We start from the raw sequence: 12,302 nt of genomic DNA, 5'->3' as shown, positions 1-12,302 counted from the left end.
CGCGACTAGAATAACGATTACTACCCCGCGCGACACGCGGCACTCCCGCCTGTCATCGCGCGACAGAACGACGCGCTCCGCCATGAATGACGATCAACTCCTCCGCTATTCCCGCCACATTCTTGTCGACGAACTGGGCATCGAAGCGCAGCAGCGTTTTCTCGATGCGCACGCGATCGTCGTGGGCGCGGGAGGGCTCGGGTCGCCGGCGGCGATGTATCTGGCGGCAGCGGGTGTCGGCAGCCTGACACTCGTTGATGCCGATACGGTCGATCTCACCAATCTGCAACGGCAGATCCTTCATGTGAGCGCGTCCGTAGGCCGTAAAAAGGTTGAATCAGGTCGCGACGCCATCGCCCGTCTGAATCCCGACGTGCAGGTCAACGCGGTAGCCGAACGGGTCGACGATGCATGGCTCGACGCGAACGTGCCGCACGCAACCGTCGTGCTCGATTGCACCGACAATTTCGCCACCCGCCATGCGATCAATCGCGCGTGCGTCGCGCATCGCGTGCCGCTCGTGTCGGGGGCGGCACTGCGTTTCGACGGGCAGATCAGCACATTCGATTTTCGCGACAAAGCGTCGCCCTGCTACGCGTGCGTGTTCCCCGAAGATCAGCCGTTCGAGGAAGTCGCGTGTTCGACGATGGGCGTTTTCTCGCCGACGGTCGGCATCATCGGCGCCATGCAAGCCGGCGAGGCGCTGCGGGTGATTGCAGGCGTCGGCACACCCCTCGTCGGACGGCTGATGATGCTCGATTCGCTGCGCATGGAATGGAACACGATGCGCATCGCACGCCAGCCGGATTGCCCGGTCTGCGGCGAGGCGCATCGCAAGACCTCTTAAGCAGCCGCGACGCGCTTCAGCGCCGCCTGCACTTCTTCCGGCTCAAACGAAGCCAGCACGTCGGCCACCGGCTTTTCCAGCGTCTTCAGGTGCGAGCGGAGGATTTCCTGCTTCACGACCAGCAGTTGGCTCGGGTGCATCGAGAACTCGGTGAGACCCATGCCGAGCAGAAGACGCGTAAGCGCCGGATCGCCCGCCATTTCACCGCACACCGAGACCGGCACGCCCGCGCGCCTGGCCTCGCGCAGTGTCAACGCGATCAGATGAAGCACGGCCGGGTGCAGTGGGTCGTACAGGTGCGCGACGGAGTTGTCGGCGCGATCGATGGCAAGCGTGTACTGGATCAGATCGTTCGTTCCGATCGACAGGAAGTCGAGACGCTTCAGGAACAGCGGCAGCGCAATCGCGGCAGCCGGAATCTCGATCATCGCGCCGACGCGGACGTTCGGATCGTAAGCGAGACCTGCGTCGTCCAGCTGACGCTTGGCTTCGCGGATCAGATCCAGCGTCTGGTCGATTTCCTGCGCATGAGCGAGCATCGGAATCAGGATCTTCACCGAACCGAATGCCGACGCACGCAGAATGGCGCGCAATTGCGTGAGGAACATCTGCGGCTCGGAGAGGCTCCAGCGGATCGCGCGCAGCCCCAGTGCGGGGTTCGCAGCCGCCTCATAGCCGTCGCCACTGCCGACCGAATCCAGTGGCTTGTCGGCGCCGACGTCGATCGTGCGGATCGTCACCGGCAGACCGTTCATCCCTTCGACCGCACGACGGTAGGCCTCGAACTGCTCCTCTTCTTCCGGCAGATGGTCCTTGTGATTCATGAACAGGAATTCCGTGCGGAACAGGCCAACGCCCGTCGCGCCTGCCTCCAGCGCGCTGTGCGCGTCTTCGGGCAATTCAATGTTCGCGCACAGTTCGATCTTCGTGCCGCAGAGGGTTTGCGTGGGTGAAAACTTGAGACGCTGCAGCTTGCGCAGCTCAAGCGCCTTCTCGCTTTGACGATACGAATACTCTTCGAGCACGATCGGCGCCGGATCGACGATCACGATGCCGTTGTCGCCATCGACGATGATCAGGTCGTCCTGGCGGATCAGCGCACTCGCCTGCTGCACGCCGACCGCGGCCGGAATGCCGAGGCTGCGCGCGACGATCGCCGTGTGCGACGTGCGGCCGCCCAGATCCGTGACGAAGCCCTGGAACGTTTGCGTCTTGAACTGCAGCATGTCGGCGGGCGCAATGTCGTGCGCGACGACGATCATCTCGCTGCAGGCGCCGTGTGCGCCAACCGGCAGCGTCGAAGTCGAAGCGCCCGCAAGTGCCTTCAGCACCCGCTCGACCACCTGCTGGATGTCGGCCTTGCGCTCGCGCAGGTATTCGTCTTCGATATCGTCGAAATGGCGCGACAGGCGCTCGAGTTGCTCCGTGAGCGCCCATTCGACGTTGTAGCGGCGGGTGCGGATAAGGTCGATCGCTTCCTGGACGAGCATCGCGTCGTTCAGGATCATGGTGTGCACGTTGATGAAGGCGCCCATTTCGCTGGGCGCGTCGGCGGCGAGGTCGGCGCGCAATGCGTCCAGTTCGAGATGCACGAGTTGCTGGGCCGTACGAAAGCGCTCGATCTCGCTCTCGATCTGGGCGTGTTCGATCAGATAGTGGTCCACGTCGAGTGCGGCCGGGGCGATCAGATAAGCCCGCCCGATGGCGATACCGCGTGACACGGGAATTCCATGCAGCGTGAACGACACGCGCACCTCCTCTAGTTGTGTAATGCCGCGGCAAACCGCTGCAATGCTCTCAGACCCCGACGGTCATTATAAATTCCGCGCCCTCGCGTGACTGCGTGCAGTGCAGCATCGCCGAATCCTGTGTAAACGATTCAGCCCACGCGAATCGCAACGCCGCGCAATGCCCACAGCCCGCCGGAGTAGGTCGATCGTGCCACACGACAGTCAAACTGATGCGTCACAAAGCGACTCCCGATTGTGGTGGAACAAAAAAAACGCCGCGTCGAGCGCGGCGTTCGGACTTGTGCGCCATACGACTGGCGTACAACGGATGTGTCACTGTCCTTCGCCGAATTTGTCGGCGATCAATTTGAGCAGGGCGTCCATCGCTTCGGTTTCGTCCGGCCCTTCGGTTTCGATCGTCACCGTGCTGCCGATGCCCGCGGCCAGCATCATCACCCCCATGATGCTCTTCGCATTAATTCGGCGACCGTTGCGGCTCATCCAGATTTCCGCCTGATAGTTTCCCGCGAGTTGCGTCAGTTTCGCCGAGGCGCGCGCGTGCAGCCCCAGTTTGTTCACGATGGTCGTTTCTTTTTGCAGCATCTGATGTTCCGAAGCGCGGGTTGATAGGTGAGAGAAAGGAGCTAGCCAGGATTCGCGCCAGGCGGCAGCGCGGGCCGACAGTCGGTTGAGCAGGCAGGCGGTGCGACGGGTGCAGGCGTCGTGGGACCTACGGCGTGGATACCCTTGGTCGCACCTGCAAGCGCCTTGTCGACGAGTGTATCGAGCGGCGTCGCCCGGTAACAGACAGCGCGCACGAGCATCGGCAGATTGACCCCGGCAAGCACACGCACGTCAGGTAGCGACGACAGCCGCCCGGCGATATTCGCCGGTGTTGCGCCGAACATGTCGGTCAGCACGAGTGCGCCGTTCTCTTCCTTCAGACGCTCGATTTCGGCGTGCGCGAACGCGATGACTTCGGCAGGATCGCAGTCGGGCATCACGTCGATCGCGCCGATGCGCGCGGGCAAGCCGCCATAAATGTGGGCGATACACTCCCGGAGCGCGGTCGCGAGCGGGGCATGTGCAATGATCAGAATGCCTGCCATGTCAGTAATACAGCGAAAAAACGGCTGGAAATCGGTAGACCGGGCATTGTAACAGCACCATTTTCCTGCTTTCGGAACGTTCGCGCATGGCCGCCAAAGAGTGGCCGTTTAGCACGCCGCGAACTCACCGGAAATGCCTGCGGCGCCCCTTTCGGGCGGTCAGGCCGCGGCGCGCTCCAGCGCATCGATAAACATCGCGGCGACATCGAAGCCAGTCTGATCCATGATCTCGCGGAAACACGTCGGGCTCGTGACGTTCACCTCAGTAAGCCAGTCGCCGATGGCGTCCAGTCCAACCAGTAGCAGACCGCGCGCCGCCAGCACCGGCGCAAGCGTTTCAGCGATCTCACGATCACGCGTGGTAAGCGGCTGCGCAACGCCCAGTCCGCCTGCCGCCAGATTGCCGCGCACTTCATTACCCTGCGGAATCCGCGCGAGCGAGTACGGCACCGGCTGCCCACCGATCAGCAGAATACGCTTGTCGCCGGTCTTGATTTCCGGGATGAACTTCTGCGCCATCACGGAGCGCGCGCCGTCGTGGCTCAGCATTTCGACGATCGAGCCGAGGTTCATGCCGTCCGCCTTCACACGGAACACGCCCATGCCGCCCATGCCGTCGAGCGGTTTCAGGATCACGTCGCCATGCTCGGCGTGAAATGTGCGCAGACGGGCCGGGTCACGCGTAACGAGCGTCGGCGCGACAAACTGCGGGAATTCGCCGATCGCGAGTTTCTCCGAGTGATCGCGGATCGCCTGTGGCTTGTTGAAGATGCGTGCGCCGCCGCGTTCGGCCATCTCGAGGAGCCACGTCGACGTCACGTATTCCATGTCGAACGGCGGATCCTTGCGCATCACGACAGCGCCGAAGCTTTTCAGCGAGCGGGCGCTGGCCGGCTCCACGGCGAACCACGTTTCGCGCTTCAATTCCGCCTGATCTCCGACGATTGCAAAGCGCTGCGCGTTCGACTCGACATCGCCGCCCGTCCACGCCAGATGCTGCGGCTCGCACGCGTACAGCGTGTGGCCGCGCCGCGCGGCTTCGGCCATCATCGCGTACGTCGAATCCTTATAGATCTTGAAGCGCTTCAGCGGGTCGGCGATAAAAAGAATGTCCATGAAGGTCCTGATGCGCCCGTGCGGGCCTCGGGTTGAACGTTGATCGTTGAACGGCGCGCCGGACGGCGTCTCGCCCGCCCGCCAACCCGCGCGCCCGTGTTGCCAAAGGGCGTACTCAGACCTGGATGGCTTCCGGATCCGTCTTTTCGAGTTCCACCGACGCGGCCAGCAGACCAAGCCGCGCCACCACGCCGTACATGTAGAAGCGGTTCGGCGGCGCCGCACCCGGCTTCGCGTGCGCGTCCGGCAGCGCCGTGTGTTCGAAACCAAGCGGCACGAAATGCATACCGGGCGCGTTCAGGTTCTGGTCGCGTTCACGGCTGCCGTGGACGCGGTAGAAACCGCCAACCACGTACCGGTCGATCATGTACACGACCGGCTCCGCGACTTCGTCACCGATACGTTCGAACGTATATACACCTTCCTGGACGATCACGTCGTGCACTTCGAGGCCATCCTTGGTTGCAGCCATCTTCGCGCGTTCGCGCTTCGTGAGCGCGGCAACTTCCGACGCATCGTGTACGGTCATCACGCTCATGCCGTAAGTCCCGGCATCCGACTTGATCACGACGTACGGCCGCTCGGAAATACCGTACTCGCGATACTTCCTGGCGATTTTCTTGAGCACGCCGTCGATCGCGTCGGCCAGCGCCTCTTCGCCCGTGCGCGCCTGGAAATCGACGCCTTCGACGTGCGCGAAGTACGGATTGATCATCCACGGATCGATCTCGACCATTTTCGCGAATTTCTTCGCGACGTCGTCGTAACAGGAGAAGTGCGTCGACTTGCGGCGCACCGCCCAGGCCGCGTGCAGCGGCGGAAGCAGGTACTGCTCGTGGAGATTTTCGAGGATCGGCGGAATGCCTCCCGAAAGATCATTGTTCAGCAGAATCGAGCACGGATCGAAATTCTTCAACCCGAGCCGGCGCTGCGAGCGCTCGAGCGGCTCGAGGACAAGCTTTTGCCCGTCCGACAGGGCAATCGTAACTGGCCCGGCGACATTTTCATCGAGCGTGCCGAAGCGGACGTTTAGACCGGCCTGACGCATGATCGTCGCGAGTCGCGCGACGTTCTCCAGATAAAAGGCGTTGCGCGTATGACGTTCCGGGATCACCAGCAGGTTCTTCGCGTCGGGGCAGATCTTTTCGATCGATGCCATCGCGGCCTGCACGGCGAGCGGCAGCACTTCCTGCGGCAGGTTGTTGAACGCGCCGGGAAAAAGATTGGTGTCGACCGGCGCCAGCTTGAAGCCGGCGTTACGCAGATCGACGGAGCAATAAAACGGCGGCGTGTGTTCCTGCCATTCGAGGCGGAACCAGCGTTCGATGGCAGGCGTAGCGTCGAGGATCTTCCGCTCGAGGTCGAGCAGCGGGCCGTTTAACGCCGTAACTAGGTGCGGAACCATTGATCACTCGCAGACTGGAGAAAAAAGATTGTAGAGCAAACGCTCTGGCCATCTGGGGACGGTTTCTCCGATCGCAAGCCCGGACGCGGACACGTTCTCGCTATAACAGCGATAGTCTTAAATTCTCACCGTTTACGACGCGGACTGCAAAGAAAAAAGCCCGCCGTGAGGCGGGCCAAAGTCGCTGTGCTGATACCTTACATACCAGTGCGTGTCGAATCACCTCTTGCGTTATTCCACGCTTTCGCCATGCAGAACCACATCGAGGCCTTCGCGTTCTTCTTCTTCCGTCACGCGCAGACCCATGACCATGTCGATGACCTTCAGCAGGATGAAGCTCACCACGCCGCTGTAGATCAGCGTTGTCAGGACGCCCTTGGCCTGCAGGACGATGCTGCCGTCCGCGCCACCGATGTCCTTGACCGCGAACACACCCGTCAGGAGCGCACCCACGATACCGCCGATGCAGTGCACGCCGAACGCGTCGAGCGAGTCGTCGTAACCGAGCTTGTGCTTGAGCCACGAAGCCGACCAGAAGCAGACCACGCCTGCCACCACACCGATCACGAGAGACCCTGCCACACCGACAAAGCCCGATGCCGGCGTGATCGCCACGAGACCCGCCACCGCACCCGACACGATACCGAGCACCGAAGGCTTACCCTTCGCGATCCATTCAGCGAACATCCAGCCGAGAGCCGCCGTAGCCGTCGCAACCTGCGTTGCCAGCATCGCGAAACCGGCACGGCCATCAGCCGCCACGGCCGAGCCCGCGTTGAAGCCGAACCAGCCCACCCACAGCATCGCGCCACCGATCAGCGTTAGCGTGAGGTTGTGCGGAGCCATGGTGTCCCGGCCGTAGCCGACACGCTTGCCGAGCACGAGGCAGCAGACCAGACCCGCGATACCGGCGTTGATGTGCACCACCGTGCCGCCTGCGAAGTCGAGGATGCCCGCGGCAGCCAGCCAGCCGCTCGGTTCCCAGACCATGTGAGCGATCGGCGAGTAGACGATGATCGACCACAGCGTCATGAACACCAGCATCGACGAGAACTTCATGCGGTCAGCGAACGCACCCGTGATCAGGGCCGGCGTGATGATCGCAAACGTCATCTGGTAGACGAAGTAGACCGTTTCCGGGATCGTCGGAGCCAGATGGCTGACGGTCAGCGTCGTAGCCTTGTCGCCGTGGATGTAGTTCATGCCCGCGAGGAACACCCGCGAGAAGCCGCCCAGGAATGAGCCGCCCGGCGTGAACGCGAGGCTGTAGCCCACCACCGTCCAGACGACCGTGACGAGACAGGTGATCGCGAAGCTTTGCATCAGCGTCGCGAGCACGTTCTTCTTGCGGACCATGCCGCCGTAGAAGAGCGCGAGGCCCGGGATCGTCATGAACAGCACGAGTGCGGTGGAGGTCAGCATCCAGGCAGTGTCGCCCGAGTTGATCTTCGACGAATCGACCGAGAACGGCGCGGTCGGTGCTGCCGGAGCAGCTTCGGAAGCCGGAGCGGCGCCGCTCGCGGCCGCGGCATCGGCCGCCGGTGCCGAAGCCGCAGCTGCGGCTGGTGCTGCCGCCGAAGCATCCGGCGCCGGCGCGCTGGCCGCCGTGTCGGAAGCGGCTGCCGAGGCAGCTGCGGGCGCGGACGCATCGTCCGCAAGGGCGGCGCCGATACCGCCCGCCATCAGCGAACCGGCCATCAACAGGGACATCAATAATTTGCGCATCTCTATTTCCTCTTGTCGCTGTTTTTTATTACAGAGCGTCCGCGCCGGTCTCCCCGGTGCGAATCCGAATCACTTGTTCGATCGGCGTGACGAAAATCTTCCCGTCGCCGATCTTCCCGGTGCGCGCGGCACGTTCGAGAGCCTCGATCGCCTGGTCGACGATGTCGTCCGAGACGGCTGCCTCGATCTTCACCTTCGGCAGGAAATCGACGACATACTCGGCACCCCGGTACAGCTCGGTATGGCCTTTCTGACGCCCAAAGCCTTTCACTTCCGTCACCGTGATGCCTGAGACGCCGATGGCCGACAAGGCTTCGCGCGCCTCATCGAGCTTGAACGGCTTGATGATTGCGGTAATGAGTTTCATGAAATCCTCGCTGTGGTTGCGTAAACCTTGTGTGCGTGTGCCTCTGCTTCGATATGCGGCTACACCCGGAACCGCATCGATGCGCTGTCGGCAACGTTGCCCGGCAGAGCGCGCGCGGCAGTAACAGCAACTCGCATGCCATGTCGCGTACGTGCAAGCGAACAGAAAGGCGGCTTAACGTTTGCGCATAGCCTTGGCCGGATGGCCAACGTCGGCGGGGCACGGTGGCGCGCGGCGTGGATCGTTGCTAGAGTGTCCGCAGGCTCTACGGGCGGGAAAGCGCACCAAACGCGCTCATCAGGGCTGGAAGCGCAGCCACCCATGCACCAGATTCGCTCATTGTCTGGCGCGGAGCACAGACCTAACGACTCATGCACATTTTTTGTGCAAACAAGGGGAAGCAATGAAACAACCGAATGAGGTCTTCAACGACCTGCAGGCACGCGTAAGCGATCTGCTCAAGAACTCGCCGGCGAAGGATGTCGAACGCAACGTCAAGGCGATGCTCTCGCAAGGCTTCTCGAAGCTCGATCTCGTCACGCGTGAGGAGTTCGATACCCAGACCCAGGTGCTCGTACGGACCCGCACGCGTCTGGAAGAACTCGAACGGCGGGTCGCCGAACTCGAGCAGAAGCTGCCGGTGACGCAAACATCCTGAACACGCACTGACCGAAGAACTGGGCATCACGGCAAGCGAGCCGCGACGTTTTCAGCGTTATCTGCGTTCCAGGGTTTAAGGGACTGCGCGCGAAAGCGCAACGTCCGACGGGGAGAAAACATGTCGCTTGCGGTGGTGCGCAGTCGCGCGCCGGCCTCTGGCCGCGCGCCGGAAGTTACGGTCGAAGTACACCTCGCCAACGGATTACCCTCGTTTTCGATTGTCGGGCTACCGGACCTCGAAGTCCGGGAAAGCCGCGAGCGCGTACGCGCCGCGCTGCAGAACTGCAGCTTCGATTTTCCTGTCCGGCGCATCACAGTCAATCTGGCGCCAGCCGACCTGCCGAAGGAATCCGGTCGTTTCGATCTGCCGATCGCGCTCGGCATTCTGGCGGCGAGCGGACAGCTTCCCGTCGAATCGCTGAACCAGCGAGAGTTCGCCGGCGAACTCTCGTTGACGGGCGCGCTGCGGCCAATGCGCGGGGCATTCGCCATGGCGTGCGGCACGGCGCGCGCCGGCCAGCAAGGGCAGCCGATACCTGAACTCTATCTGCCTGCGGGCAGTGCCGCCGAGGCCGCGCTCGTGCCGGGCGTCGACGTCTATGGCGCAGACGATCTGCCATCGTTGTGCGCCCACCTCGCCGGCGAGCCGGATGCGCGGCTCTTGCCGAGTCGTCCGCCTGATTGCCCTTCGGTGGCCGCTACCGCGCAACCTGATATGGCGGAAGTGATCGGCCAGCGCGGTGCGCGCCGGGCGCTGGAGGTTGCAGCGGCAGGCGGCCATCACATGTTGATGGTCGGCCCGCCCGGTGCCGGCAAATCGATGCTCGCAGCGCGCCTGCCGGGCCTGCTGCCGCCGATGACCGATGACGAAGCGCTCACCTCCGCTGCGCTACTGTCGGCGAGCATGTCCGGCTTTTCTCCAGTGCAATGGCGCCAGCGTCCGTTCCGGGCACCTCATCACTCTTCAAGTGCCGCGGCGCTCGTCGGTGGTCGCAATCCGCCGCAGCCGGGGGAAATCACGCTGTCGCATCTGGGAGTCTTGTTCCTCGACGAGCTCCCTGAATTCGACCGCCACGTACTCGAAACACTGCGCGAGCCGCTCGAAGCCGGGCGCATCACCATCTCCCGCGCGGCCTTGCAGGCGGACTTTCCCGCGGCGTGCCAGCTGATCGCGGCCATGAACCCCTGCCCGTGCGGCTGGCGAGGCGACCCCAATGGCCGCTGCCGTTGCACGCCAGAAGTCGCGGCGCGCTATCTGCGCAAGCTGTCGGGGCCGCTACTCGACCGCATCGACATTCAAATCGAGATTCCCGCTCTAACGCCTGCCGAATTGTCCGCACGTGCAGCAGAACCCGGCGAGCCGAGCGCTGCCATCGCCGATCGCGTCAGCGCCGCACGCGAACGGCAGTTGCACCGCCAGGGCAAAACCAATCGCGAGCTAAGTGGACGCGAAGCCGACGAGGTCTGCCGCCCCGTCCCGGCCGGCGAAACCCTGTTACGGGAAGCTGGCGAGCGTTTTGGCTGGTCAGCGCGTGCTTACTACCGGGTGCTGAAAGTGGCGCGCTCGATCGCCGATCTGGCCGGCAGCGACATTCCGGATGCGGCTCAGATCGCAGAGGCCATCCAGTACCGGCGCGTATTTTCATTGGTGTGAAGAAAAAAACGGCTGTCAAGACTTGACTTATTCACATATGCACGCCCCAGACAAATCCTGATACATCTGAAAGGTACATGTGAGGCTTTAGAGAAAAGCCATTGATTTAATTGACTTATTCAATTTGCCGAGATCGCGTGCAAACTAACAGAATGCCCACGGGACGGGCTTTTGCGGGGTAACGCACATAGTTTTCAACAATGTTATCCACAGGTCCTGTGGGTAACCAAAAAAGCGCCATGAAATCCGGTGATTAGCGCCATATCCTGCGAAGGAACTTTCACTGCGATTTGCGCTCATGCAGTCTTCGGCGACGCCGAAGAGGCGCCTTTAGAACAGTTTGAACGACTCGAAAAACTGGTCGAGCTGTTCCTGCGGCGGTTCCTTGCCGGCGATCACCACCGCCTGGTAGACATGCCGGCCACGCGCGACAATCCGTGCGTGCATCGTCCGCGGTTCCAGCCTGGGGCCCACCTTGCCGGCGAATGTCATTTCGATGCCGGAAACCTGCCCGCCCGCAGCAAGGGGAATCTGGGTCGCATGCGAATCCGGTGCAGCCCCCAGGTTTCGCGCGAGCCCCGTGCGCAGGAATTCGAGCGCGGTGCGCTGAGCCTGCGGATCGTCGCCCGGCAGCGTGATGGTGCCGACCGCAAACACCACTTCGCCCGCTTCGGCCGTTTGCATGCTCATCTTCATCGGCGTGCCGCCAATGTCGATCTGCCGTTCGTCGACCGACGGTTTTGCCGGCAAATCCACGGTGTAACCCTGATCGTCGTTCATGATCGTGCGCCAGTCGAAGGTCGGCGTGCAGGCGATCAACACCGCGCCGGCGACGCACGCGCCAACGGCCGCCCGCAACGCGGCTGGCAGACGGAGAGAGGCACAGGGATGGAAAAGAGAGACAAGGCGACAGGAAAACGGAAAAAACAAACGGAAAGCGGATCGGCGCATGAGACTTAAGACGGGCGAACGACAGGATTAAAACCCTATTATCCGCCGTCAGGCCGCGCCCTGCCGCAGGGCGGGTTTAACGCTACAATACGAACGCTGCATTTCGCGTGTTTTCCGCGCTCCAAGAGGTCTGTCCATGAGCCCCACCCCCGTTTCCAGGCGTACCAGCCCGATCCGCTACATTGCAATGGCGGTTGTCGCCGGTGCGATCGCGATCGCCGGCTATTTCGCGTTCGGCAGCCAGCAGCACGTGCCCGATGCCACGTTTACGCTGCTGTCCGGTCAGAAAGTGTCGACGGCCGACCTGAAAGGCAAGGTCTATCTCGTCAACTTCTGGGCGACGAGCTGCGATACCTGCATGAAAGAAATGCCGCAGATGGTCAACACGTATAACCGCTTCAAGGGCAAAGGCCTTGAATTCGTCGCGGTAGCGATGAATTACGACGCGCCGATGTACGTAACCAACTACACGCAAACGCGTCAACTGCCGTTCAAGGTCGCAATGGACGACGGCTCAGCGGCAAAGCAGTTCGGCAATGTCCAGTTGACGCCAACCACGTTTGTGATCGACCGCAACGGCAAGATCCTGAAGCGTTATGTCGGTGAGCCAGAGTTCGGCGAACTCGACCAGTTGCTTGAAAAGGCACTGGCCACCTGAGTTCGCGGCCATCGCAATTCACCAGTAGAAATCAAACCGGCGCGGCGGCACGAGTTCCGCCACCGCGACCGGGTTTTCAC

At 62.4% G+C, this 12,302-nt stretch carries 12 protein-coding genes; 4 read left to right on the top strand and 8 right to left on the bottom strand.

From position 1 onward, the window contains the following. Positions 1 to 82: 82 nt before the first annotated feature. Positions 83 to 847 carry a molybdopterin-synthase adenylyltransferase MoeB gene (gene moeB / locus B0G77_RS08200; protein WP_133661677.1) on the top strand — a complete coding sequence of 255 codons (765 nt, stop codon included), beginning with the start codon at positions 83 to 85 and terminating at the stop codon, positions 845 to 847. On the opposite strand, the gene ptsP is transcribed toward moeB, so the two are convergent. The 7 genes from ptsP to B0G77_RS08165 form a co-directional block, all read right to left on the bottom strand. After that, positions 844 to 2,595 (bottom strand): phosphoenolpyruvate--protein phosphotransferase, encoded by a 1,752-nt coding sequence (gene ptsP / locus B0G77_RS08195; RefSeq protein WP_133661676.1) that lies wholly within the window; start codon positions 2,593 to 2,595, stop codon positions 844 to 846. The genes moeB and ptsP overlap by 4 nt on opposite strands. A gap of 315 nt (positions 2,596 to 2,910) precedes the next feature. Further along, positions 2,911 to 3,180, bottom strand: a complete 270-nt coding sequence (locus B0G77_RS08190; protein WP_133661675.1) for an HPr family phosphocarrier protein — start codon at positions 3,178 to 3,180, stop codon at positions 2,911 to 2,913. A gap of 41 nt (positions 3,181 to 3,221) precedes the next feature. Next, positions 3,222 to 3,686, bottom strand: coding sequence for a PTS mannose transporter subunit IIA (locus B0G77_RS08185; protein WP_133661674.1), 465 nt, complete (start codon positions 3,684 to 3,686; stop codon positions 3,222 to 3,224). 159 nt (positions 3,687 to 3,845) lie between these two features. Further along, positions 3,846 to 4,802, bottom strand: coding sequence for a glutathione synthase (gshB, locus tag B0G77_RS08180; RefSeq protein ID WP_133661673.1), 957 nt, complete (start codon positions 4,800 to 4,802; stop codon positions 3,846 to 3,848). 115 nt (positions 4,803 to 4,917) lie between these two features. Next, entirely contained in the window at positions 4,918 to 6,207 is a 1,290-nt protein-coding gene (gshA, locus tag B0G77_RS08175) for a glutamate--cysteine ligase (RefSeq protein ID WP_133661672.1), read from the bottom strand. A gap of 231 nt (positions 6,208 to 6,438) precedes the next feature. Further along, a complete protein-coding gene (locus B0G77_RS08170; RefSeq protein WP_133661671.1) occupies positions 6,439 to 7,932 on the bottom strand; it encodes an ammonium transporter in 1,494 nt (497 codons plus the stop codon). A 28-nt stretch (positions 7,933 to 7,960) separates the two neighbouring features. Beyond that, the gene (locus tag B0G77_RS08165; protein WP_006048089.1) at positions 7,961 to 8,299 is read right to left on the bottom strand and encodes a P-II family nitrogen regulator; all 339 of its coding nucleotides are present in this window, start codon (positions 8,297 to 8,299) and stop codon (positions 7,961 to 7,963) included. A gap of 403 nt (positions 8,300 to 8,702) precedes the next feature. Between B0G77_RS08165 and B0G77_RS08160 the strand changes: the two genes are divergently transcribed. Together B0G77_RS08160 and B0G77_RS08155 are read left to right on the top strand one after the other, a co-directional pair. Beyond that, the gene (locus B0G77_RS08160; RefSeq protein ID WP_133661670.1) at positions 8,703 to 8,957 is read left to right on the top strand and encodes an accessory factor UbiK family protein; all 255 of its coding nucleotides are present in this window, start codon (positions 8,703 to 8,705) and stop codon (positions 8,955 to 8,957) included. A gap of 120 nt (positions 8,958 to 9,077) precedes the next feature. After that, on the top strand, positions 9,078 to 10,613 hold the full coding sequence (locus B0G77_RS08155) for a YifB family Mg chelatase-like AAA ATPase (protein WP_133661669.1): 1,536 nt from the start codon (positions 9,078 to 9,080) through the stop codon (positions 10,611 to 10,613). Positions 10,614 to 10,943: 330 nt separating this feature from the next. Here the strand turns inward: B0G77_RS08155 and B0G77_RS08150 are convergent, their stop codons facing one another. Beyond that, positions 10,944 to 11,393: a hypothetical protein gene (locus B0G77_RS08150; protein WP_243750955.1), complete on the bottom strand. Its 450-nt coding sequence runs from the start codon at positions 11,391 to 11,393 to the stop codon at positions 10,944 to 10,946. A 307-nt stretch (positions 11,394 to 11,700) separates the two neighbouring features. Between B0G77_RS08150 and B0G77_RS08145 the strand changes: the two genes are divergently transcribed. Further along, complete coding sequence (locus B0G77_RS08145; RefSeq protein ID WP_133661668.1) at positions 11,701 to 12,222, top strand: TlpA disulfide reductase family protein; 522 nt, start codon at positions 11,701 to 11,703, stop codon at positions 12,220 to 12,222. Positions 12,223 to 12,302 lie beyond the last annotated feature (80 nt).

The sequence above is a fragment of the Paraburkholderia sp. BL10I2N1 genome, assembly GCF_004361815.1.
In the GTDB taxonomy this organism is placed as follows: Bacteria; Pseudomonadota; Gammaproteobacteria; order Burkholderiales; family Burkholderiaceae; genus Paraburkholderia.
The sequence above is the reverse complement of the archived record's forward strand: the minus strand, read 5'-3'. Positions and strand labels throughout refer to the sequence as shown.

Coding starts and splice junctions, on each gene's coding strand:
- moeB (WP_133661677.1), top strand. CDS start 83: ATGAATGACGATCAACTCCTCCGCTATTCCCGCCACATTCTTGTCGAC.
- B0G77_RS08190 (WP_133661675.1), bottom strand. CDS start 3,180: ATGCTGCAAAAAGAAACGACCATCGTGAACAAACTGGGGCTGCACGCG.
- B0G77_RS08185 (WP_133661674.1), bottom strand. CDS start 3,686: ATGGCAGGCATTCTGATCATTGCACATGCCCCGCTCGCGACCGCGCTC.
- gshB (WP_133661673.1), bottom strand. CDS start 4,802: ATGGACATTCTTTTTATCGCCGACCCGCTGAAGCGCTTCAAGATCTAT.
- gshA (WP_133661672.1), bottom strand. CDS start 6,207: ATGGTTCCGCACCTAGTTACGGCGTTAAACGGCCCGCTGCTCGACCTC.
- B0G77_RS08170 (WP_133661671.1), bottom strand. CDS start 7,932: ATGCGCAAATTATTGATGTCCCTGTTGATGGCCGGTTCGCTGATGGCG.
- B0G77_RS08165 (WP_006048089.1), bottom strand. CDS start 8,299: ATGAAACTCATTACCGCAATCATCAAGCCGTTCAAGCTCGATGAGGCG.
- B0G77_RS08160 (WP_133661670.1), top strand. CDS start 8,703: ATGAAACAACCGAATGAGGTCTTCAACGACCTGCAGGCACGCGTAAGC.
- B0G77_RS08155 (WP_133661669.1), top strand. CDS start 9,078: ATGTCGCTTGCGGTGGTGCGCAGTCGCGCGCCGGCCTCTGGCCGCGCG.
- B0G77_RS08150 (WP_243750955.1), bottom strand. CDS start 11,393: ATGAACGACGATCAGGGTTACACCGTGGATTTGCCGGCAAAACCGTCG.
- B0G77_RS08145 (WP_133661668.1), top strand. CDS start 11,701: ATGAGCCCCACCCCCGTTTCCAGGCGTACCAGCCCGATCCGCTACATT.